This is a genomic window from Corynebacterium pygosceleis (assembly GCF_016595275.2).
Taxonomy (GTDB): domain Bacteria; phylum Actinomycetota; class Actinomycetes; order Mycobacteriales; family Mycobacteriaceae; genus Corynebacterium; species Corynebacterium pygosceleis.
Genome location: NZ_JAENIQ020000001.1, coordinates 726,676 through 748,239, shown reverse-complemented (window position 1 = coordinate 748,239; position 21,564 = coordinate 726,676). Strand labels below are relative to the sequence as shown.

The following is a 21,564-nucleotide window of genomic DNA, read 5'->3' as shown; positions in this document are numbered from 1 at the left end:
TGTGGTCTAGTGTTTTGGATCGGCCGCACCCTTGTGATGCGGCAGGAGGGTTCGTTGCGTCAGCAACCCCACCAGCCTACACCAGCAGCATGGGCACCGCGAAGCCGACGCAGAACGATCCTTTCCCGGGGTCAGCGTCCGCCGCCTGCTCCCGGCAGCATCTCAGCCCGCTCCCGACCCCGCGAACAGTGTCGCCCAGAACACCGCGATCACGGTCGGAATCACGGTGATGAAGAAGATCGCGACGGAAAACAGGGTCCAGGTCAGTTTCGGGCTGCGTCGGTAGCTGAAGCTCGCGTAGGAACCCCCGAATAACAGGAAACCGATGAAGACACTCGTCATGGTGACGATGACCGCGGTGTTATCCACGGTTGGATCTCCCCTTCGCGCTGACGCTGCCAGACACCGCCGCCGTCGCATCCGCCGGCTCCTCCGACACAGTGGTCGATCCGGTGACGGACCCGATGTCACCGTCCGGGATGAAGTCACCGGCCAACGGGTCCACACCATCGTGCGCGGTGAGCACCGGATCGACACTCCGCCCCCGCATCTGTCGGACCACGAGGACCACCAGCGCGATGACGAGGGCGCCACGGACGAGAACCACGACACCGTGAAGTCCCGCCGGCGCCCCGAGTGCATCCTCCCCGGCCATGAACCACATCCTGACCGGCCAGAGAAGCGCCTCGGAGAGCATCCAGGCGATGACGATCCGCCACTTCGGCAACGCCAGCACGATCAGTGGCACCAGCCACAGTGAATGCTGGGGACTCCAGACCTTGTTGACCAGCAGGAACACGGCGACAATCAGGAACACGATCTCCGCCACACGGGGGGTTCGGCGGGTGCGGACGGCGAAGACCCCGATGAGGATGCAGGCAACGACGAACAGCACACCGGACACGGTGTTCAGAACCGTCGGGGGGCCACCGTGGTCCCAGCCGGACCACCCTGTCGAACGCTGCACGACCGAGTAGACGGTGTCCCAGTCCGCGGCCCGGTTCACACCGACCCGGAGAAACTCCCGCCAACCGTCCGGGAAGATGAGAATGACCGGGAGATTCACCACGAGCCAGGTGACCACTGCGGTACCCGTCATGGTGAGGAACGGGCGGAACCGGTGATGACGGACGGCGAGCACCAGATATCCTCCGAGAAGGAACAGGGGCCAGAGTTTCACCGCCACACCGAGACCGATGAGGATTCCTGCGGCGACGGGTTTCCTCCGTGCCGCAGCGAGGAGCGCACCGACCGCTGCGGCGACGGCGAGTATGTCGTAGTCGGTGAAGGCGTGGACGGCGATCAGGGGTGACGCCGCGACCAGGAGGGTGTCCCAGACCCGGTTGCCGGTGAGCGACACCATCGACCGCACGACCAGGATCCAGAAAAGTGCCAGTACCGCTGCCGTGAGACTGAAGTAGACCGCCGCGGCGGGAACCGGCAGCCCCGTGGCGGCAACCAGTGGGGCGACAGACCTGGCCACCAGCGCGGTGACCCACTGGAGGAGGCTGGCCAGTACGGGGTACTGCGTGTACCGCCGGGACCCGTCGGAGTCCGTCCAGGAATGCGCGTAGGGCGCATGGCCTTCACTGAGTCCGGTGTTGCCGTAGAGGGGGACGATGTCGGTGTAGCAGGCGGAGAGGAACTGACGGCTTCCGGACCAGTCGATGGTGAAGACGCCGTCGTCACCTGCGGTTCCGCTGATGCAGTTCGCCTTGGAGAGCCAGCCGAGGGCCAGGAAGACCAGTCCGACACAGATCAGGACCCGGAGCGGGGTGAACAACCGTGCGGTGCCCGGCGCGGTGAAGCGCCCCATCGGACCGCCGAGGAACGCCGTGAAATCCCGGGCGAGTGGCTCATCGTGGGCGGGTTGGATCCGTGCCGTGTCACGCCGCGTGCCTGTCGACGATCTGGTGCTCCGGTGTTCACTCATGGTTCTGGTACCTGGTGTCCTGGTCGATGTTCGGGTTCGGGGTCTGCTTCATTCTCGCTCACCGGGGCATCACCGCCAACCGGAGACACCCGGTCCGCCACATGTGGCGGACCGGGTGTCCGGGTCAGTTGAAGATGTTCGGGATGCTGATGCCGGGGAGGATCTCGACCTGTTCCGGCGGGGGCGGCGGGGCTGGGACTCCCGGAACCTCCGGCACCCCTCCCTCGATTGCACCTTCCTCCTCACCCGGTTCGGCCTCAGGATTCTCCGTCTCCGGGCCCTCTTCAACGGGCCGGGAGGTGGAACCCGGTGCGGGTGGCACGTACTGCGGGGCAGGTGCGTTGTTGAATCCGAGGGGTTGGGGGGCCGGGAAAGACTCGAACGGTTTCCCCTCGAGGGCCTGGTCCATCGTGGACTTCCAGATCTGTGCGGGAAGTCCGGAGCCGTACATGTTGCCGCCCCAGTAGTTGAGCAGCGGCGTGTTGTCGACGGTGCCGACCCACACCGCGGTCGCGAGTTGGGGGGTGGAGCCGATCATCCAGGCATCCTTGTTGAAACCGGTGTCACCCAGCTGGGTGGTGCCCGTCTTGGATGCGGACTCGCGTCCTCCGGCGAGCTGGTTCTGGTTGGACCAGGCGGCGATGGGGGCCATGGCGCTCATCAGGTTGTTGGCGACGTTGGCGGAGACCCGGCGTTGACCTGTCGTGGGTGTGTGTTCGTAGAGGATCTCGTTGTCCGCCGTGGTGACCTTCTCCACGAAGTAGGGCTCATGCCAGACACCCTCGTTGGAGAGTGTCGCCAGCGCGATGGCCTGGTCGAAGGGGCGGGACTCGTACTGCCCGAGGATGATTCCCTCGTAGGGCTGTCCACCGTTTTCCGTGAGGGTGCTGGGGTAACCGGGCAGCGAGCGGGCCATACCCAGGGCGTGGGCCATGTCGGCGACGTCCTGGGATCCGTTCTCGAGGTCCTGTTCGAGGCGGATGAAGCTGGTGTTGTGGCTGCGCTTCAGGGCCTCCGCGATGGTGCAGTAGCCGCAACCGTTGCCGCCGACGTTGGTGACGGTGACGTTGCCGGTCGTGACCGGTGCGGAGGAGTACATGGTGGCGAGCGGGATGCCCTGCTGGAGGGCGGCCGCGAGTCCGTAGATCTTGAAGGTCGAACCGGTCTGGATCGGGGCGTTGGCGTAGTCCCAGCCGGCGGCGTCATCTCCGCCGTAGTATGCGCGGACGGCACCGTTGGAGGGTTCGATGGAGACGACCGCGGAACGCAGTTTCTCGTCCTCCCCCTGGAAGATCCGGGACACGCTGTCTACCGCGGCGTTCTGGTTCCGGATGTCGATGGTGGTGGTGATCCGGAGACCCCGCGTGTCGAGGTCCTCCTGAGTTATCCCGATCTGTTCGAGTTCGGCGACAACCTGGTTCTTGATCAGACCGTTGGCCCCGGTGGCCTCGACATAGGCCTGGTTGAGGGCGGGGTCGACGACCTCGGGGTAGACGGCGGCGTCCCGTTCCGCCTGGGACAGGTACCCGGTCGCCACCATTCCGTCCAGGACATAGTTCCAGCGCTGTTCGGCTTCCGTCCGGTTCGTCCAGGGATCGAGCTGGCTGGGCCGCTGGATGGAGGCGGCGAGGACGGCGGATTCGGCGGGGACGAGTTCGGCGAGGGGCTTGCCGAAGTAGGCCTCCGAGGCGGCCGCCACACCGTAGGAGTTGCGTCCGAAGTAGATGGTGTTCAGGTAGGCCTCGAGAACGTCGTTCTTGGACCATTCATTGGCCATCTTGGCGCTGATGACGAGTTCCTTGAGCTTGCGTTCATAGGAACGTTCATTGCCGACCACGGCGTTCTTCACGTACTGCTGTGTGATGGTCGATCCACCACCGGCGGAGTCATCACCGGTGATCTGCCCCTTGACGGCCCGGGCGAACCCGGTGACGGAGAATCCGGGGTTGGTGTAGAACTCACGGTCCTCTGCGGCGAGCACCGCTCCGCGAAGCGACTCGGGTATCTGGTCCAGATTGACCTGCTCGCGGTTGCCTTCCGGCGGAACGATCCGGGCGAGTTCGGTGGTGGAATCCGACGCGTAGATGTTGGAGACCTGTTTGTTCACCAGCTCCTCGGGCTCCGGCACATCGGCCGTGACGTAGGCGGCGACCGCCACGCCCACCGGAACGACGATGAAAAGGACGAACGCGACCGCCAGGGACCAGAGGATCCAACGGCGACGCCGGGGGGCGTGCAGTTTCTCCACCTCATCCCCGTCGTTGTTGTCGTACCGGTTGTTTCTTGTCACCTTTGTGTCCACTCCATCGGATTGTCTCTGTCGGTTTCACGTGCCACGGGCAACGGTCGGTTCACGGTCCGACCTCCCGGGCGCTGAGCAGGTGGTTCCAGTGGCAGTCGGGACAGACCTCGACGGTGTGCACCGTGAACTCCCGGCCTGCGTCAGCGAAACGCTCTATCTCCTCCACGCTACGGGCGCTAGAGGACATCTTCCCTAATGAGTCGCCAAATATCCACAGAACGACGCGGAGATCATCACCGTCACAAATGGGACAGTGCCGTTCGATCCGCCGCCCGTGGAACCGGGAGGCCGCCAACAGGCGGAAATCCCCGTCACACACCGTGTCCCGGGCCACCTTTCCGGCCCGCCAGTCCGCCAGGAGACGACGACGCGCCCACTGGTGACTGACCTCTCCGGAATACCTGACCACCAGGCCAGTCTATCCACGTCCGTCCGAGGTACGACGGGGAACCCGCCGCGCCACTGAACCGGCCCCGACTCCCCGGAAATCCGACGTCGGCGACGAAGGCTACTTTTGTTAATGAATTAACTTTTAGCGCACACTAAGGCCCGGGACCAGCACGGACAGGTCTTTTGCGGGGACACCGCAGCGTAGGGCGGTTAAATCCGGGTTGCACAGCCGTCACAACATGCAGTTAAGATTGAAATATGACTGCTGCAACCCCGATGGATATCGCCGCCCAGATCCGACCGGCAATGACCAAGCTCTACGTGACCTACTTCCGCATGGCAGAGCAGTCCGATCTGACTGGCCCGCAGCTGACGATTCTGACGCGACTCGCCGAACACGGGGCCTCACGGATCAGTGAGGTCGCACGCCAGGAGGGAATCAGAATGCCCACCGCCTCCAACGCCCTGCACCAGCTGGAGCACCGGGGCATGGTGGAACGTATCCGTGACACGAGCGACCGTCGTGGTGTCCGTGTCCAGCTCACCGAGCTCGGCCGGACCGAGCTCAAGCGCGTCGGGGATGAGCGCACCACCTACCTCGCGGAGATGCTGTCGTCCCTGAGCCCGGAGAAGCTCGAGATCGCCGAACAGATCATCCCCGTCATCACGGAGTTGGCGGAACGCTACTCAGCCAACCAGAAGAACGCCTGACCCTCCACGACCCCCGGCCCCCTCGACACGGTTGCCGCAGCTGTGACACCCCGCACCACCGTGTCATCATGGCACCGTCACCACAGCCCGCCGACAGGAACCGAGACAACGTATGCCGACGAACGCCGCACCGGGGGAGAACCCGCCGATCCGCGTTCTCGTCGCGTGGCGTCCCGATGACTCGGGAGCCGAAGCGGTGGAGTTCGCCGCGTGGCTGGCCCGGACCACGCCTGTCCGGGTCAGGGCCGTCACCGTTTTCACCCGCCCCTGGCCCTCATCCTCACTGAGCCGACTCGGCGGAAAATACAAGAAATGGCGCAAGAAGGAGGCCGCCGCCTGTGAATCCCGGGTCCGCAGGGCACTGACCTCCGCAGGCCTCCCCGACTCAATGTGGGACGAGACGGTGTCCGTCTTCGCGGACGGCCCCTCGGAGACGGCGCTACTGACGCAGGCAGCCGATGACTTCGACGCCGATGTCGTTCTCCTCGGATCCCACGGATCCGCCCCGAAACGGCGTTTCATGGCCGGTTCCACCGCCGACGCACTGCTGCACTCATCACCCCGTCCCCTGGGGCTCACACCCCGCGCACCGAAACTCTCCCGCCACGGGGTTACCCGAATCAACTGCGCGTTCATCGACTCCGAGAACGACCGCAGTTTCCTCAACGACGCCGCCGATCTCGCCTCCCGCTGGGCTGTACCGCTGCGCATCGTGTCCTTCGCACCGCAGGGGATCGCCGATTCCCCGGTGAAGAGCACGACCGACCTGGAGTCGGAGATCCTCGTCGAATGGCGTGAGCACACCCTCGCGGTACTGGACCAGGCGCGGGACGCCGCCCTCGACAGGCATCCGGAGATCAGCGTCGACACGGAGATCGGATCCGGCTGGGGATGGTCGGGAGCCGTCGAGTCGGTGAAGTGGAAGAAGGGGGACCTGCTCTATCTCGGATCCGCCCTCATGGGTTCACTCGAACGGGTGTTCATCGGATCGAGCACGAACGAGATCCTCCGCCACTCCCGGGTACCGGCGATCATCCAACCGGCACATGGGCAGTGACACCACCCGTGGCGCCACTGGAGGGACGAGCCACACCGACAGGGACTATCGTCGGAGGTGACCGAGCAGACGACCCGGAAAGATGGGTACACCAGTGAGCGACACCGCACCCGGAGACCGGGCCGAGGACAACGCCAGCCGACGCATCCACGTCGATCCGGTCCTGGACCAGGCCCCGCGACGGGGCTCCTCCGATCTGGACTACGAGGCTGATCCACTGCTTCGGCTCGAACGCAACAACACGTCGACCCGGCAGGCGATCATCTACGGTTTCACGGTCCCGGTACTGACCTTTCTCACGGCGTTCGTCGTGGCGACGATCTCACGCACGCAGGGGGGACCGCTGTGTGACGCGGGGACAGCGGACTGGATCTGCACACGCACCCACGAGATCCTCTTCCCGGTGATCCCGGGAATCGTCGCGACCGGCGGAACCCTCGGTGCCGCCTGGATCACCTACCGGCGTTGGGCACGCTACGAACGCTGGCGACCGTGGCTCGCGGCACTCTGGCCGCTGATGCTCTTCACCCTCGGGTGGATCACCAGTGTCGGCACCATGGCCGTCATCGGATCGTCCTGACGGACTACTCCGATTCGAGTGCGATCTCGAATTCGAGTAGCTCGGCCCCCGTCGCCACCGGCTGCTTCTTCTCGCCGGCGTGCGCCTTACGGGCGTCACCGTCACGCCAGGCGACGTAGGACTCCTCATCCGCCCACCGGGTGACCACGAAGTAGCGGTCCTCACCAGCGACCGGGCGCAACAGCTGGAACCCCTCGAATCCGGGGGAACTGTCGACCGTGTGTTTCCGCGTCTCGAAGCGCTTCTCCAGCTCGGGCCCCTGACCGTCGGGAACGGTGATTGCGTTGATCTTGACGATGCTCATGTTCCCCAACCTACTCCCGAACCGGACCACACCGCAGCGGGGGAAGTGGAGATGCAGCCCACTCGCCGATCAGACGTCGACGGACACCGTGGACCGACACCCCGTGCAGTACGACCCCGCCTCCGTGCCGGCGCAGCCGTCACAGATGAGGACCTGGCGCCGGCACTGACCTTTGGCGCAGTTGCGGTAGGTGTTCGTTCCCTCGGCGCAGTGGATGCACCGGCCGATCTGCACGAAGTTGTGGTCCGTCGCGTCCCCGAACTCCATGTGCATGCGCCGGTCGAAGACGTAGAGCGAACCTTCCCAGAGACCGTCATTCCCGTAGGTCTCCCCGTACCGGACGATACCTCCGTCGATCTGATAGACCTCCCGGAAACCCCTCTTCCTCAGCAACGCACTGAGCACCTCGCAGCGCACGCCACCGGTGCAGTAGGTCACCACCGGACGATCCTTGAGGTCGTCGTACTTGCCGGACTCTATCTCGTCGATGAAGTCGTGGGTCGTCTCGACATCCGGAACGACCGCGTCCCGGAACCGACCGATACCGGCCTCCATCGCATTACGTCCGTCGAAGAACACGACCTCGTCACCGCGGGTGTCGACGAGTTCGTTGACCTCCTCCGGTTTCAGGTGCACGCCCCCACCGACGACACCGTTGTCGTCGACGTCGATGTCCCCCGGCACGCCGAAGGCGACGAGTTCCTCACGGACCTTCACACTCAGTCTCGGGAAATCGGCGGCGGACCCCTCGGAGAACTTGAACTCCATGTCCCGGAAGCCCGGATAGGCGCGGGTCGCCCGGATATACCGTTTGACCGACGGGAGCTCACCGCCGACCGTACCGTTGATACCGTGCCGGGAGATCAGGATCCGACCGGTCAGTCCCAGCGACTCACAGAGGGTGCGCTGCCACAGCATCACCGCCGTAGGGTCGGTGATCGGGGTGAAACGGTAGTAGAGGAGAATCTTGCTGATGGCCACGGTGGGGAAGTCTAGTCGGGTGTCCGCGCCCCCACCCACGCACCCCGACCCGATCCCGCGGGAAGCGGGACCCGCACCCCTGCGCATTTTTCCGCCCATGGGTTAGCCTGTGCTTACCCCGGGTCATCCGGGTCAACACCTCCGCCGACGAGAAAGGCCCCGACCACCATGTCATGGAAGAACACCCTCTACCTGACGGGCATGAAGGTCATGTCGACGGTGATGCGCCGTACCATGGCGATGCCGCCCGACCCGAGGATCCGTGAGGAACTCATCCGGGCCACGGTCACATCCACCGCATCGCCGGCGGCGCGGCTCAGACGGATCACGCTCGCCGCACCGGAGTTCAGGGGACTCACCGGCGCCGGCCCCGACGAATACGTCGCACTCATCATGCCGCAGCCGGGGAAACATCTGGTCATGCCCGACCCCACGGTCCTCAACCCACGTGCGGCCCTCGCCGCCCTCGACGAGGACATCCGGCCCTCGATGCGCTACTACACAATCCGGGAACTGCGGCCCGACGCCGGCGAAATGGTCATCGACATCGTCACCCACGGGGATTCCGGGCCCGGTTCACTCTGGGCGTGCACCGTGACCGGAGGGGAGGAGGTCGGGGTCCGGTTCCTCTCCGCCGCCTACCGGTTACCGGAGGGACCCCAACTTCTCATCGCCGATGAGACCGCCGTTCCCGCACTGTCGGCGATCATCGAGTCACTCGACAGGGAGGCGCGGGCACGGACCCACGCGATCATCTTCGCGGAATCCGACGACCTCCTGGACCCCGGACTGGACGGTGTCGTGGCCGGAATCGCCTCGTGCACCCGACTCCGTGAACCTATCGAGGACGCCCCGCAGGCGGGAATCTCGGCCATCGACGCACTCCCCGTCGACGTTGACGCACTCAGTTACGCGTGGATTTGCGGAGAACAATCCATCGCCACGTCACTGCGCCGTCATCTGACGAAGAGCCGGGGGATGGACCGGAAGAAGATCTTCTTCTCCGGGTACTGGCGCCTGGGTAAGGAACGCGGGTGATTCGGTAGGGTCGGCGTATGGACTCTCTGCTGCCCCCCATGGTGGTCCTGATCGCCGGTGCGGTGCTCGCGGGGTACCGGTGCCTGCTCGAGTACCGGACCCCGTCCACGCATCCGATGCTGCCGACCGCGCCCCGTCTCCGGGCCGTCCTGTGGCTCAGCGCGACGGCCTTCTTCACACTCTTACTGTGGATGCTGGCCCGGAGGCTGATCGTCTTCGCCGTCATCGTGACGCTGTGCGCCCTGATCGTCTCTGCGTGTTCGCGGATCAGCGCACCCGAAGAAAAAATGGGTGACACAGACAATTTGATCCCGTCATCTTTAAACACCCCATGATGGGTAGATTCAATTTTTTGAAAAGGCACTTCTGACAGATGATCCCGTCCGGACGCCGCCACACCCGAACCGCCTGACGACCACCCGAACAGAGAAACAGGAACCGATGCCCGAAGGTCATGTGATCCACCGCCTCGCCGAGCGCCTCACCACCACGTTCGACGACCGGGAACTCGAATTCTCCTCACCCCAGGGCCGCTTCAGCACGGAGGCCTCACACCTCGACGGACACCGCATCACCCTCGCGGAAGCCTGGGGGAAACAACTGTTCATCGATGTGGAACACGATCATCCCGAACACATCATCCACATCCACCTCGGACTCATCGGTGGACTGGGTTTCACCCCGTACGCGGCTCCGACCGGCCAGGTGAGGCTCCGGATCACCGACCGGATCACCGCAGCGGATCTCCGGGGCCCCCAGTGGTGCCGCCTCATCACCGACGCCGAGCGTGACGCAGCCGTCGCGAAGCTTGGTGCTGACCCACTACGCCCCGACGCCGACCCCGACCCGATCTGGACCCGGGTGCACAGGTCCGGAAAATCCATCGGGGCCCTGATGATGGACCAGAAACTCTTCGCGGGTGTCGGCAACATCTACCGGGCCGAGGTGCTCTTCCGGCTCGGCCTCGACCCCCGGACACCGGGCCAGGCCCTGGACAGGAGCGACTTCGACGCCATCTGGGACGAGCTGGTCACACTCATGGCCGATGGTGTCCGGGCCGGCCGGATCGACACGGTGCGACCGGAACACACACCCGAGGCCATGCACCGCGAACCCCGCGAGGACGACCACGGGGGAGAGGTCTACGTCTACCGACGTGCGGCACAGCCCTGCCACATCTGCACGACCCCCGTGGAGACCACCGTCCTGGAGGGACGGAACCTCTTCTGGTGCCCCCGCTGCCAGGGCGGGAACTGAACGGGAACACCCCGATTCTGCCCCCGAACGAACCGTGGAGGGGTCCAGGTAACCCCGTCACATCACCCCCGAGCCGTGGTTTTTCCGGAGAGCCCTGTCCCCCGACGGATACATATGATCTAATGCACCCTACTCTCCGGGGGTATTCTCCCTCACAATCCGCCATACGGCCGTGCCCCGGGCACAACCGCACCGGAAAGAAAAGGCCTCCACCATGAACGCACTCGTCCTCGCACTCATCGGCGTCGCCATAATGCTCGGCGGATACTTCCTCTACTCCAAATACCTGGGGTCACGGATCTACAGACTGAACGCCTCCTTCCGCACCCCCGCACACACCCTGGAGGACGGCGTCGACTACGTCCCCACCAACCGGTACGTGCTCTGGGGACACCACTTCACCTCCGTGGCCGGAGCCGCCCCCATCGTCGGCCCCGCCATCGCCGTGATCTGGGGATGGGTACCCGCATTCCTGTGGGTCACCATCGGAACCGTCTTCATCGCCGGAATGCACGATTTCGGTGCGCTCTGGGCGTCCGCGCGACATCGCGGCCAGAGCATCGGAACCCTCTCGGGGACGTACATCGGAAGAAACGGACGCAATCTCTTCCTCGTCATCATCTTCCTCCTGCTGCTGATGGTCAACGCCGCCTTCGCCGTGGTCATCGCGAAACTCCTCGTCAGCACGCCGACCTCCGTCATCCCCACCTGGGGGGCGGTCATCGTCGCGCTCCTCATCGGCCAGGCCATCTACCGCCTGAAATGGAACCTGCCGCTGGTCTCCCTCGTCGGCGTCGTCACCCTCTACGCACTGATGCTCGTCGGCGACTCACTCCCCGTCACCCTTCCCGAGACCATCCTCGGCCTGAACCCGAACGGTTTCTGGATCGTCGTCCTCTTCCTCTACGCCGGCGTCGCCTCCCTGCTCCCGGTGTGGGTGCTCCTCCAGCCGCGTGACTACATCAACGGTCTCCAGCTGTTCGTCGGTCTCATCATCCTCTACGGATCCGTCGCACTCTCCCTTCCCACCCTCGTCGCCCCCACCTTCAACACACAACTGCCCGAAGGGACCCCCTCGATGGTCCCGCTCCTCTTCGTGACCATCGCCTGCGGCGCGATCTCGGGTTTCCACGGCCTGGTGTCCTCCGGTACCTCGTCCAAGCAGATCGACAAGGAGACCGACGAACGCTTCGTGGGGTACTTCGGTGCCGTCGGCGAGGGTCTCCTCGCGCTCGGAGCGATCATCGCGACCTGCGCCGGATACCAGACGGTTACCCAGTGGCGCGAGGTCTACTCCGCCTTCGGCAAGGGCGGTGTCGGCGCCTTCGTCGAGGGCGGCTCCGGCATCATCCACGCCGGACTCGGCCTACCCTCCTCCCTGTCCGCGACGATCCTCGCCACCATGGCGGTGCTCTTCGCGGCCACCACCATGGACACCGGTGTCCGGCTCCAGCGTCTCGTCGTCCAGGAGATCGGTGGACACCTCGGTGTGAAACTGTCGAACATCACGGCCACCGTCACCGTCCTGGTCGTGGCCCTCGCGCTGACCTTCTCCTCCGGCGGCGACGGCTCCGGGGGCCTGGTGATCTGGCCACTGTTCGGTACGACGAATCAACTCATGGCGGCCCTCACACTCTGCATCATCTGCATCATCCTGATCCGGCTGCGCCGCCCCTACAGGATGGTGCTCATACCCATGGTGTTCGTCATGGCGGTGTCCGTGTGGGCGCTGGTCATCCAGCTCGGGACGTTCTACGGCTCCGGGAACTGGATGCTGCTCACCCTCGACGTCATCATCCTCGTCGCCGCGGTCTGGATCATCGTCGCCTCCGTCAGCGCCATGCGCGACGCCATGGCTTCACCTGCGATCACCGACGCCGAGTTCGACAAAGCCACCGCGGTCACCGACGGCGTCGACACGCACGCACGGGTGCAGTGACGTGGTGTGGTTCGATGACCTGCGCGGCAGGCTCCGTGCGGTCTCCGACGGACTGGCGGAGTTCTACGCCGGCCCGTACCGGGCCTCACTTCGACGGGCCGCACGGGACGAGGACGACCTGTTCATGATGCTCGTCATGGGCGAGGCACTCGGCGTCCCCAATCCAGCGAGTCACCACACCCTCGAACTCCTGCCCGTCATGTACGACCGGTTCCACGACTGGCACCGCCGCATGGGTATGGAACGCTCGCCGGTCGAGGGCCTGTCGTGCTGCTAGAACTGATCACCTCCCGCCGCGTCGTGTTCTTCGGCGGGAAGGGTGGTGTGGGCAAGACCACCCTCGCGTCCACCACCGCAGCAGCACTCGCCCGGCGCGGACGCCGGGTACTGCTGGTGTCGACCGACCCGGCGCACAATCTAGGGCACCTGTGGGACACCTGCATCGGTGACCGCGTGACCGCCCTGGACCCGGGCCTGGAGGCGGTCGAGATCGACCCGGACGCCACCGTCACCGCACATCTCGTCGGGGTCGAGCAGACCATGCACGAGATGATGCCCCGGCACCTCCACACCGAGGTGTCCCGGCACCTGAGGCTCTCCGCCGGATCTCCCGGCACCCACGAGGCGGCGATCCTCGAGCGAATCGCCCGGATCGTGGATGGATCGGTGGGGGAGTACGACCACGTGATCGTCGACACCGCACCCTCCGGACACACGTCCCGCCTGATGGCACTACCCGAGGTGATGTCCGCGTGGACCGACGGTTTGCTGGGCCGACGGGCCAGGGCCGAGAAACTCGCCGACGCGGCGGAGGCGTTGGGTGCCCCCTCCCGTCGGGACCGGGATCTCCTCGGTGCACGTGGTGCGACCGGCACCTCCACGGACCCGGTGCGTCGCCGCAATGAACGCCTGCGGTCGATCCTGGAGGAACGGAGGGATCTGTTCCGGCGGTTCCGACGTATCCTGACCGATCCGGAGCTCTGCACGTTCATCATCGTGCTGACCGCCGAGCGCATGCCGGTGCTGGAGACGGTGGAACTCCACTCCGAACTGTCCGTGACGGGCGTGTCGGTGGCCGCGTGCGTGGTCAACCGACGTTCACCCCGGGACCAGGGTGATTTCCTCGCGGCCCGAGCCGAACTCGAGGAGGGCTTTGTGAGTTCCCTGCGTGACCGCCTGCCGGATGTCCCCGTGATCCAGCTCCCGCTGCTGCCCGGGGAAGCGACCTCGCGGGAGGTTCTGTACGAACTGGGCGAGAGGCTCCGTTAACCGGAGGGAGGAGGCCCGGAAGGAACACGCCCACCGTGGATACGGGGCGTCACCTGACAGTTTTCCGTGAATTCCCGCCGACCTCTTGGAAGTTAGGCAAGGGTCCGCTAATTTAGTCGAAGTTAGTGATTCCTCTCACTGTTATCTGGTGTCATCCCTTCACCGGACCGACCGGAGAACCCGGCCCGTTCGGTTCCCGGACAGTGAACCCGACCAGCCGCCCCTGATCCGTTCCCCTCCACAGGGCGGGTCTGACCCCAGAACGGACCCACCGTGATCATCGTCCCACGTGACATCGACTGGATGCTCGACTTCACCGCCGGCCCCACCTTCCATGGTGCGATGCAGTTGTTCGCCACCGGCCGGGATCCACTCGAGAACTGGCCGGTACTGGACCGGGATGAGCTCGCGGAGATGCCCGCCCGCCTGGAACGCGGCGACGCGGCGCTCACCCTGGCCACGACAGGTCACCATGTGCCGGTGACCTGCCTCGAGGAGGCACTGCTGCATCTGTGGGCCGTCGATGAGTTGCTCACCACGGATCCGGGTTCCGGGGTGCCCGCGCTGCACGCACCCCGGACGCACTGTGCACTGGAACAGCTCCGGGTCTTCTGTCTCACACTGTCCGGCGTCCTGTTCGAGCAGCGTCTCCTGTTCTGGTTGATCTTCAACGACGAGGGCAGCATGGACTACCGCATCAACGGCCGGACCTACATCATGGGGCGTGGGGAACTCGGCGTCCCGTGGGATGTCGCCGTCGATGATCAGCTTCCCCACCAGTTCGGCGAGCTGTTCGACTCCCTGGTCCCGTGCAGGGACGCCGTTCGGTGGGACCCGTGCCTGAGTTTCTATCCGGTGGGGAAACTGGATCTGTTCTTCACCGGCAGCCCGACGTCGCAGCCGTGGTTGACGGATACGGCGAGCACCTTCCTCACCAGATTGGCGGATCCCCGTGTGTGGCCGACCGTGACGGATCTGACCCGGTGCGACCCGTACTTCTTCTTCGCCGCCTACCGCAGCCATGCGCGGTGCGGGACGGTGGACGGTACGCCGCTGACCGTCGCCCTCGAGGTCATCGAACAGCGTGTACCCGACCACGGTCCGGAGGAACTGTACCTGCGGCGGCTGATGGAGTACCTGGTGCACGCGATCGACAACGAGTGGACGTTCGAGTCCCTCCTCGACGGCGGTGAGTGACACCGCCGCGTGACGGATCGGGCGGCCCCGGGGTGGGTGGGTTCCGCTCCGGGGCTCGTGTCATTCCCGACCCGGATCGTCTACTTCACCACGAGGTTGACCAGGCGGCCGGGAACGACGATCTCCTTCACCACGGTCTTACCGTCGATGTGGCCCGCGACGTTGGATTCGGCTTTCGCGGCGGCGATGGCGTCCTCCTCCGAGGCATCCACGGCGACGGTGACCCGGCCCCGGACCTTCCCGTTGACCTGGACGGGAAGCTCCACGGAGTCATCGGTGAGCCACTTCTCATCGAAGGTCGGGAAAGCCGTGTAGGTGATCGTCTCCGTGTACCCGAGTCGCCGCCAGAGCTCCTCTGCGATGTGCGGGGCGATGGGGGCCACCATCTGCGTCAACGGCTCCACTGCGGCACGCGGGGCACCCGCGGGGTACGCCTTGGTGAGATGGTTGACGTACTCGATGAGCTTGGCCACCACGGTGTTGTCCCGTAGTTCGGAGTAGTCCTCGCGCACCCCTGCGACGGTGCGGTGCAGGGCCCGGTTGTCGTCGTCGGTGAGTTCGGCATCGGTCACGACGACCTCACCGGTGTTCTCGTCGACGGCGAGACGCCACAGGCGCTGGAGGAACCGGTGTGCACCGATGACGTCCTTCGTGGCCCATGGCCGGGAGGCGTCGAGGGGACCCATGGCCATCTCATAGACACGCAACGTGTCCGCACCGTAGTTGTCGCAGATCTCGTCGGGGGAGACCGAGTTCTTCAGTGACTTACCCATCTTGCCGTACTCACGGTTCACCCGTCGGCCGTCGTGGAGGAACTCGCCGTCGACCTCCTCGACCTCGGCGGCGGGTACGTAAACGCCACGGTCATCGGTGAAGGCGTACGCCTGGATGTAACCCTGGTTGAACAGATGCCGGTAGGGCTCGACCGAGCTGACGTGACCGAGATCGAAGAGCACCTTGTGCCAGAACCGGGAGTACAGCAGGTGCAGCACGGCGTGCTCCACACCACCGACGTAGAGGTCGACGCCACCCGGATCGTCGGCGCCGTGCTCCGCGGGACGCGGCCCGGTCCAGTATGCCTCGTTCTCCGGGGCGCAGAACGCCCCGGAATTCGTCGGGTCGATGTACCGAAGCTGGTACCAGGACGATCCGGCCCACTGGGGCATGACATTGGTGTCACGGGTGTAGGTCTTCGGCCCGTCACCGAGATCGAGTTCGACCTCGACCCAGTCGCCGGCCTTCGCGAGCGGCGGCTGAGGTTCGCTGTCCGCGTCCTCCGGATCGAAAGAGACGGGACGGTAGTCGTCGACCTCGGGCAGCTCGACGGGCAGCATCGACTCGGGGAGTGCATGGGCGACACCGTCCGCGTCGTAGACCACGGGGAAGGGCTCACCCCAGTAGCGCTGCCGGGCGAAGAGCCAGTCGCGCAGTTTGTACTGGATGGTTCCCCGTCCAGTGCCCTTCTTCTCGAGCCAGGCGATGGTCGTCGCCTTCGCGTCGGCGAGTCCGAGACCGTTGATGTCCAGGCCGTCATCGTTCGCGGAGTTCACGGCGGTGCCTTCACCGGTGAAGGCGGCTTCGGTGATGTCACCACCGGAGACAACCTCGAGGACCGGGAGCCCGAAGACGGTCGCGAACTCGTGGTCGCGGTCATCGTGGCCCGGGACCGCCATGATCGCGCCGGTGCCGTATCCGGTGAGCACATAATCAGCGATGAACACCGGGACCTGTGAACCGTTGACCGGGTTCGTGGCGTAGGCACCGGTGAACACACCGGTCTTCTCCTTGTTCTCCTGACGCTCGAGGTCCGATTTCGCGGCGATGTCGGAACGGTACGTGGCGACAGCCTCGGCGGGGGAGGACTGACCGTACGTCCAGCGTGCGTCGATGCCCTCATAGGAACCGGTTCCCTCGGCGACGAGAACATCGACGAGTTCATGCTCAGGTGCGAGAACGACGTAGGTCGCACCGAACAGTGTGTCGGGGCGGGTGGTGAACACGTCGATGGCGTGACCGTCGGCGTCGAAGGTGACCTCGGCGCCACGGGAGCGTCCGATCCAGTTACGCTGCATGGACTTGACCTTCTCGGGCCAGTCCAGGAGGTCGAGGTCGTCGATGAGTCGATCTGAGTAGGCGGTGATCCGCATCATCCACTGGGAGAGGTTCTTGCGGAAGACGGGGAAGTTGCCGCGTTCGGATTTACCGTCGGCGGTGACCTCCTCATTCGCCAACACGGTACCGAGCCCGGGGCACCAGTTGACGGTGGAGTTCGAGCGGTAGACCAGACGGTAGGCGTCGACGACCTCCGCCCGCTGCACACGGTCGAGCGTGGTGAAGTCGGTGGTGCCGAACTTCTCCGACAGTTCAGCGGGCACGGGCAGCTCACCGGATTCGAGCAGGGGAGTGAGTTCGGCGATGGGGCGGGCCTTGCGCCGTGCGGGATCGAAGAAGGAGTTGAAGATCTGGAGGAAGATCCACTGCGTCCAGCGGTAGTAGTCCGTGTCGGTGGTCGCGATCACACGGCGACGGTCGTGGCCGAGGCCGAGGCGGCCGAGCTGACGTTCCATGTTGTCGATGGATTCCTGCGTCTTGATCCGGGGATGCGTTCCCGTCTGGATCGCGTACTGCTCGGCGGGCAGACCGAAGGCGTCGTATCCGAGCGTGTGCAGCACATTCTTACCGAGCATACGGTTGTAGCGACCGTAGACGTCCGTGGCGATGTACCCGAGGGGATGTCCGACGTGCAGCCCCGCCCCGGAGGGGAAGGGGAACATGTCCTGCACGAAGAGCTTGTCCTCCGGCAGCTCCGTACCGTCCGCCGGGGCGAGGTCGCCGACCGGGTTCGGCGCGTTGAAGGTGCCGTGTTCACGCCAGTGGTTCTGCCAGGTGCGCTCAATGCCGCCCGCCAGCTCCGCGGTGTAACGGTGTGCGGGAGTCTCGCTCGGTGTAGTCATAGGGCACAGTCTATAACCGCACCGCGCGTCGATCAGCACGGGCCGTCGTCCGGTCGCACGCCGGTGCCCGCGAGGCGGTCAGCAACGGGGGAGTGCTGAGGCCAGCATCGTGGGGATGAGCACCGTGTCAGGTATCCCGTGCCGGAGGTTGAGGGGATCCGCGCACCGTACCTGGTGTTTCAGCTGAGCCCCGGTGACGGCCCAGGAACCGGATCCGGGTGGCGGGCCCGCAGGGCCCGGTGCCTGTGGAGCGGGGGAGTCGACGACGGCGGTGTGGACGTCCCGGGTGAGCTGATCCGGGGGGCCGTACGTGCGGGCGGCGGCGGTCCATCCGTTCCCGTAGGTCGCGGTCGCGTTGATCGTGCCGTCATCGGACCAACCGAACTTCGTGGCCCGGGAACCGGGGAGCGTCGCGGTGCCGTAGTTCTGGTGGTAGCCGTCCGCGGCCACGGGAGCCGCGGTCGCCATGGCGTCGATGATCAGGGCGGCCGTCGGATCGTCACGCACCGCGGTGAGGAACCGGACGACGTCGTCCGTGGTCGTGACACCGGATCCCCAGTCGGGGCCGGCGTGGGTCCGGTGGAGACCGAAACGGTTGATGGTGTCAGCGATCGCGGTCGGATGTTTCGCGGACAGCCGTGAGGCGGTCAGATCGTCGGACGTCCGGATCATGTGGGTCACGGCGTCACGGTCCACGGGGTCTCCGGCCGCGAGAACGCCGTACGCCAGATAGAGCTTCGCCAGCGAGAGCGCGGGTCCGGGGCGGTCGCCCCGGACGCTGAACACCGTGCCGTCGATGTTCCGCACACTGATCTCGGTCCGGTCCGGCACCGTCCACGGATTGAGTGTGAGTGCACCGGCGGTCGGGGCCGCGAGGGCGGTACCCGCCACCGCGAGCAGCGAAGCTAATAGTGTTCGAGTCTTGATCACCGGCACATGATAGGTCGGTGGAGCGGTGATCCGGGAAACCGGTCGGGGGTGTTTCACGTGAAACACCCCCGGAACGCCGACGCCCGTCCTGGTGCCACAGGGGCTCCGGACGGGCGAAGAGGAACGCGGGCGTACGCCCGGTCGGCTAGATCCTGGAGTCGAGCTCCTCGTCCTCCTCGATGATGTCGACCTCGTAGCCGAGGGTCTCCTGCTGCTCGGAACGGGAGATCTGTCCCTTGGCGAGCTTGTTCACGACCATGGCGATCGCTCCGTCTCCGGTGACGTTGCAGGCGGTACCGAAGGAGTCGATGGCTATGTAGGCGGCGATCATCAGCGCGACCTGTTCATCGTTGAAACCGAGCATGGAGGCGAGCAGGCCGGTCGCCGCCATGATCGCTCCACCGGGGACACCCGGCGCGGCGACCATCGTGATGCCGAGCATCAGGATGAAGCCGATCGCCATCGGGAAGGTCAGCTGCATGTCGTTCATGTACATGATCGCGAAGGCGAACAGGGAGATCTTCAGCATGGAGCCCGACAGGTGCGTGGTGGCGCACAAGGGGACGGTGAAACCGGCGACCGTCGGTGCGACACCGTTGCGCTTCGTGCACGCGTAGGTGACCGGAATGGTCGCGGCGGATGAGGAGGTGCCGAGGGCGGTGCCGTATGCGGGCAGCATGTTGAGGAAGGCCCGGACCGGATTCCGGCCGGCCGCGGCGCCGGCGATGGCGAACTGGATGACCAGGAGGATGAACGTCATCAGGATCGCGATGATCAGCACGGTCCCGAAGGACGTCAGGGTGGAGGTCAGGTTGCCGTTCATGCCCATCGAGAGGAACAGGCCGAAGATGAAGATGGGCAGCAGCGGGATGATGAACCGGGAGATGACACGCATGATGACACGTTCGAGATCCCTCACCGTGTGGTACAACGTGTCACTTTTCACTGCGGTCATCGCCACACCGAGAGTGAAGGACAGCAGAAGAGCCGTCATCACACCGAACGGAGCCGGCATCTCGATGCTGAAGTAGCTGCTCAACGCCCCTTCCCCGACATCCACCGCATCAACCATCGGCTGGTGCCGGAGCAGGGACGGGTACAGGAGCGACGAAGCACCGAACGCGAGCAGCCCCGCGAAGACCGTGGACCCGTAGGCGATCCCGGTGGTCACAGCGAGCCATTTGCCCGCCCCTCGCCCCAGTCCCGCGATGGCGGGGGTGATCAGGGCGAAGATCAGCACCGGGATGAAGAAGCCGAGGAAGTTCCCGAACAGCTCGTTGAAGGTCACGAAGACGCGGGCGAGCGAATCCGGGAAGAAGAAGCTGCAGATGATGCCGAGAATGATCGCGACGATGATCTTGAACAGCAGTGAGGAAGACAGTCTTTTCAGGTCCATGTGTTCTACCTAGGTCGGTGGGTGTTCCGCCGCACCGTCCCCCCGGGGTATCACGGGGAGCCGGGACGGATCTGGGGGATCCGACGCCGGTCACCTCCCGGAACGGTGGAACCGGCCGGGGAGGTACAGGCGTGGGCTGAGTCGGAGGTGTGGGAAGTCATATCTGTTCCACAGTTTCTCGACATCTTTCACTCACGATACGGGATCAGCCCCGGCGCACACCAGCGATGTTCCCGTGGCGGGCCGCACACCCGACCGGCCGACGGCGAGCGGTGAGCTGCCGGAAGGGCGGGTACGACCGCACCGGTGGAACGGGTTTAGACTGAAACCATGATCGCGATCTCCGTCGTCCTGTTCCTTCTCGCCCTGATCCTGCTCATCACGGGTGTTCTCGGATGGGCCGGAAAACTCCCCGGGAATCCGGTCCTGGGTATCCACGTCGCCGAGGTCCGGAAGTCCGAGGACGTCTGGGTGCTCGCGCACCGGGCGGCCGGACCACTGTGGATCGCAGGTGGCGTACTCATGTTCGTGGGCGCCGTCATCGGTGTCAGTGCCTCGGGCTGGATGTGGCTCCTGCCCGTCGTGGCCGTCGTCGCGGCACTCGTCTTCACCGGTGCGGGTGCCGGTCTCGGAGCCAGGGTCGCCGCCGCCGCGGATGTCGCGGCCAACCGGAACGCGGAGGCCGGTGGCGGATGTTCCTCCGGCGGTGGATGCTGCGGCGGAGACGGCGCGGACACCCGGGAGGACACCCCGACGGTGGATCTGGATGCCGTCCGCCGGGCGGCCAGCCAGGCCGACGGGAACTAGTCCACCCGTGGCGACCCCCGGTTTCATCCTCGAACTACGCAGGAGAATCGGTCACGCCCCGCTCTGGTTGCCGGGTGTGACGGCGGTGGTCCTCCGTCCACACCCTGCCGACTCCGGAGCGGATGAGGTGCTGCTCGTGCGGCGCGTGGACACGGGTGCGTGGACGCCGGTCACCGGTATCGCCGACCCCGGGGAGCAGCCCGACGTCACCGCGGTCCGTGAGATCGCGGAGGAAACCGGCCTCGTGGCGGAGGTTGAGCGGGTGCTGTGGGTTCAGGCCGTCGGTCCCGTGACCTACCCCAACGGGGATGTCGCCTCCTACATGGACACCGCCGTTCTGTGTCGGCCCGTGGGTGCCACCGCACACGTCCACGCCGCCGATGACGAGAACAGTGAGGTCGCCTGGTTCCCGGTCGATCAGCTGCCGGAAATGCCGGAACGTTTCAGACGGACGATCGCCGTCGCCCTCACCGGCGGCCCCACCCGGATCGGCACCCCCTCCACATAGTTCAGTCCAGC

At 65.5% G+C, this 21,564-nt stretch carries 21 protein-coding genes; 12 read left to right on the top strand and 9 right to left on the bottom strand.

Translation table 11 applies throughout. The features are described from left to right. Window positions 1-162 precede the first annotated feature (162 nt). The 4 genes from JIM94_RS03245 to JIM94_RS03230 all read right to left on the bottom strand — a co-directional run bounded on the left by JIM94_RS03245 (window position 163) and on the right by JIM94_RS03230 (window position 4,644). Window positions 163-342, bottom strand: a complete 180-nt coding sequence (locus JIM94_RS03245; protein WP_234039456.1) for a hypothetical protein — start codon at window positions 340-342, stop codon at window positions 163-165. A gap of 19 nt (window positions 343-361) precedes the next feature. Continuing rightward, a complete protein-coding gene (locus JIM94_RS03240) occupies window positions 362-1,933 on the bottom strand; it encodes a glycosyltransferase family 87 protein (protein ID WP_200252880.1) in 1,572 nt (523 codons plus the stop codon). A 124-nt stretch (window positions 1,934-2,057) separates the two neighbouring features. Further along, window positions 2,058-4,181, bottom strand: coding sequence for a transglycosylase domain-containing protein (locus JIM94_RS03235; RefSeq protein WP_418904439.1), 2,124 nt, complete (start codon window positions 4,179-4,181; stop codon window positions 2,058-2,060). Between the two features lie 103 nt (window positions 4,182-4,284). Continuing rightward, the gene (locus JIM94_RS03230; RefSeq protein WP_200252875.1) at window positions 4,285-4,644 is read right to left on the bottom strand and encodes a DUF5318 family protein; all 360 of its coding nucleotides are present in this window, start codon (window positions 4,642-4,644) and stop codon (window positions 4,285-4,287) included. Window positions 4,645-4,883: 239 nt separating this feature from the next. Here JIM94_RS03230 and JIM94_RS03225 point away from each other — a divergent pair, with 239 nt between their 5' ends. From JIM94_RS03225 to JIM94_RS03215, 3 genes are all read left to right on the top strand, one after another. After that, window positions 4,884-5,336 (top strand): MarR family winged helix-turn-helix transcriptional regulator, encoded by a 453-nt coding sequence (locus JIM94_RS03225; protein ID WP_200252873.1) that lies wholly within the window; start codon window positions 4,884-4,886, stop codon window positions 5,334-5,336. Window positions 5,337-5,448: 112 nt separating this feature from the next. Beyond that, complete coding sequence (locus JIM94_RS03220) at window positions 5,449-6,393, top strand: universal stress protein (RefSeq protein ID WP_200252871.1); 945 nt, start codon at window positions 5,449-5,451, stop codon at window positions 6,391-6,393. A gap of 94 nt (window positions 6,394-6,487) precedes the next feature. After that, the gene (locus tag JIM94_RS03215; protein WP_248702986.1) at window positions 6,488-6,973 is read left to right on the top strand and encodes a hypothetical protein; all 486 of its coding nucleotides are present in this window, start codon (window positions 6,488-6,490) and stop codon (window positions 6,971-6,973) included. A 4-nt stretch (window positions 6,974-6,977) separates the two neighbouring features. Here the strand turns inward: JIM94_RS03215 and JIM94_RS03210 are convergent, their stop codons facing one another. Together JIM94_RS03210 and trhO are read right to left on the bottom strand one after the other, a co-directional pair. Continuing rightward, window positions 6,978-7,277 (bottom strand): antibiotic biosynthesis monooxygenase family protein, encoded by a 300-nt coding sequence (locus JIM94_RS03210; protein WP_200252869.1) that lies wholly within the window; start codon window positions 7,275-7,277, stop codon window positions 6,978-6,980. A gap of 69 nt (window positions 7,278-7,346) precedes the next feature. Further along, window positions 7,347-8,258 carry an oxygen-dependent tRNA uridine(34) hydroxylase TrhO gene (gene trhO / locus JIM94_RS03205; protein WP_200252867.1) on the bottom strand — a complete coding sequence of 304 codons (912 nt, stop codon included), beginning with the start codon at window positions 8,256-8,258 and terminating at the stop codon, window positions 7,347-7,349. A gap of 168 nt (window positions 8,259-8,426) precedes the next feature. Here trhO and JIM94_RS03200 point away from each other — a divergent pair, with 168 nt between their 5' ends. From JIM94_RS03200 to JIM94_RS03170, 7 genes are all read left to right on the top strand, one after another. Then, complete coding sequence (locus JIM94_RS03200) at window positions 8,427-9,296, top strand: siderophore-interacting protein (protein WP_200252865.1); 870 nt, start codon at window positions 8,427-8,429, stop codon at window positions 9,294-9,296. A 17-nt stretch (window positions 9,297-9,313) separates the two neighbouring features. Continuing rightward, window positions 9,314-9,631, top strand: coding sequence for a hypothetical protein (locus tag JIM94_RS03195; RefSeq protein WP_200252862.1), 318 nt, complete (start codon window positions 9,314-9,316; stop codon window positions 9,629-9,631). Window positions 9,632-9,737: 106 nt separating this feature from the next. After that, a complete protein-coding gene (locus JIM94_RS03190; protein ID WP_200252860.1) occupies window positions 9,738-10,553 on the top strand; it encodes an Fpg/Nei family DNA glycosylase in 816 nt (271 codons plus the stop codon). A 214-nt stretch (window positions 10,554-10,767) separates the two neighbouring features. Further along, complete coding sequence (locus tag JIM94_RS03185) at window positions 10,768-12,492, top strand: carbon starvation CstA family protein (RefSeq protein WP_200252857.1); 1,725 nt, start codon at window positions 10,768-10,770, stop codon at window positions 12,490-12,492. Between the two features lies 1 nt (window position 12,493). After that, window positions 12,494-12,769, top strand: coding sequence for a cory-CC-star protein (locus tag JIM94_RS03180; RefSeq protein ID WP_248167443.1), 276 nt, complete (start codon window positions 12,494-12,496; stop codon window positions 12,767-12,769). Then, window positions 12,760-13,761: an ArsA family ATPase gene (locus JIM94_RS03175; RefSeq protein WP_200252855.1), complete on the top strand. Its 1,002-nt coding sequence runs from the start codon at window positions 12,760-12,762 to the stop codon at window positions 13,759-13,761. The genes JIM94_RS03180 and JIM94_RS03175 overlap by 10 nt, the downstream gene beginning before the upstream one ends. 273 nt (window positions 13,762-14,034) lie before the next feature. Next, on the top strand, window positions 14,035-14,958 hold the full coding sequence (locus JIM94_RS03170) for a hypothetical protein (RefSeq protein ID WP_200252852.1): 924 nt from the start codon (window positions 14,035-14,037) through the stop codon (window positions 14,956-14,958). 80 nt (window positions 14,959-15,038) lie between these two features. Here JIM94_RS03170 and leuS read toward each other — a convergent pair whose 3' ends face one another. The 3 genes from leuS to JIM94_RS03155 form a co-directional block, all read right to left on the bottom strand. Then, the gene (gene leuS, locus JIM94_RS03165) at window positions 15,039-17,912 is read right to left on the bottom strand and encodes a leucine--tRNA ligase (protein WP_200252850.1); all 2,874 of its coding nucleotides are present in this window, start codon (window positions 17,910-17,912) and stop codon (window positions 15,039-15,041) included. Between the two features lie 78 nt (window positions 17,913-17,990). Beyond that, entirely contained in the window at window positions 17,991-18,842 is an 852-nt protein-coding gene (locus JIM94_RS03160; protein WP_248702985.1) for a class A beta-lactamase-related serine hydrolase, read from the bottom strand. Between the two features lie 145 nt (window positions 18,843-18,987). Then, window positions 18,988-20,238 (bottom strand): dicarboxylate/amino acid:cation symporter, encoded by a 1,251-nt coding sequence (locus JIM94_RS03155; protein ID WP_200252848.1) that lies wholly within the window; start codon window positions 20,236-20,238, stop codon window positions 18,988-18,990. Between the two features lie 330 nt (window positions 20,239-20,568). Between JIM94_RS03155 and JIM94_RS03150 the strand changes: the two genes are divergently transcribed. After that, window positions 20,569-21,045: an SdpI family protein gene (locus JIM94_RS03150; protein ID WP_234039233.1), complete on the top strand. Its 477-nt coding sequence runs from the start codon at window positions 20,569-20,571 to the stop codon at window positions 21,043-21,045. A gap of 7 nt (window positions 21,046-21,052) precedes the next feature. After that, window positions 21,053-21,553: an NUDIX domain-containing protein gene (locus JIM94_RS03145; protein WP_200252845.1), complete on the top strand. Its 501-nt coding sequence runs from the start codon at window positions 21,053-21,055 to the stop codon at window positions 21,551-21,553. The last annotated feature ends 11 nt before the right edge of the window (window positions 21,554-21,564 follow it).

Excerpts from the sequence above, each read along its gene's own strand:
- JIM94_RS03245 (WP_234039456.1), bottom strand. The coding sequence starts at position 342 with ATGACGAGTGTCTTCATCGGTTTCCTGTTATTCGGGGGTTCCTACGCG.
- JIM94_RS03240 (WP_200252880.1), bottom strand. The coding sequence starts at position 1,933 with ATGAGTGAACACCGGAGCACCAGATCGTCGACAGGCACGCGGCGTGAC.
- JIM94_RS03225 (WP_200252873.1), top strand. The coding sequence starts at position 4,884 with ATGACTGCTGCAACCCCGATGGATATCGCCGCCCAGATCCGACCGGCA.
- JIM94_RS03220 (WP_200252871.1), top strand. The coding sequence starts at position 5,449 with ATGCCGACGAACGCCGCACCGGGGGAGAACCCGCCGATCCGCGTTCTC.
- JIM94_RS03210 (WP_200252869.1), bottom strand. The coding sequence starts at position 7,277 with ATGAGCATCGTCAAGATCAACGCAATCACCGTTCCCGACGGTCAGGGG.
- JIM94_RS03200 (WP_200252865.1), top strand. The coding sequence starts at position 8,427 with ATGTCATGGAAGAACACCCTCTACCTGACGGGCATGAAGGTCATGTCG.
- JIM94_RS03195 (WP_200252862.1), top strand. The coding sequence starts at position 9,314 with ATGGACTCTCTGCTGCCCCCCATGGTGGTCCTGATCGCCGGTGCGGTG.
- JIM94_RS03190 (WP_200252860.1), top strand. The coding sequence starts at position 9,738 with ATGCCCGAAGGTCATGTGATCCACCGCCTCGCCGAGCGCCTCACCACC.
- JIM94_RS03185 (WP_200252857.1), top strand. The coding sequence starts at position 10,768 with ATGAACGCACTCGTCCTCGCACTCATCGGCGTCGCCATAATGCTCGGC.
- leuS (WP_200252850.1), bottom strand. The coding sequence starts at position 17,912 with ATGACTACACCGAGCGAGACTCCCGCACACCGTTACACCGCGGAGCTG.
- JIM94_RS03155 (WP_200252848.1), bottom strand. The coding sequence starts at position 20,238 with ATGGACCTGAAAAGACTGTCTTCCTCACTGCTGTTCAAGATCATCGTC.
- JIM94_RS03150 (WP_234039233.1), top strand. The coding sequence starts at position 20,569 with ATGATCGCGATCTCCGTCGTCCTGTTCCTTCTCGCCCTGATCCTGCTC.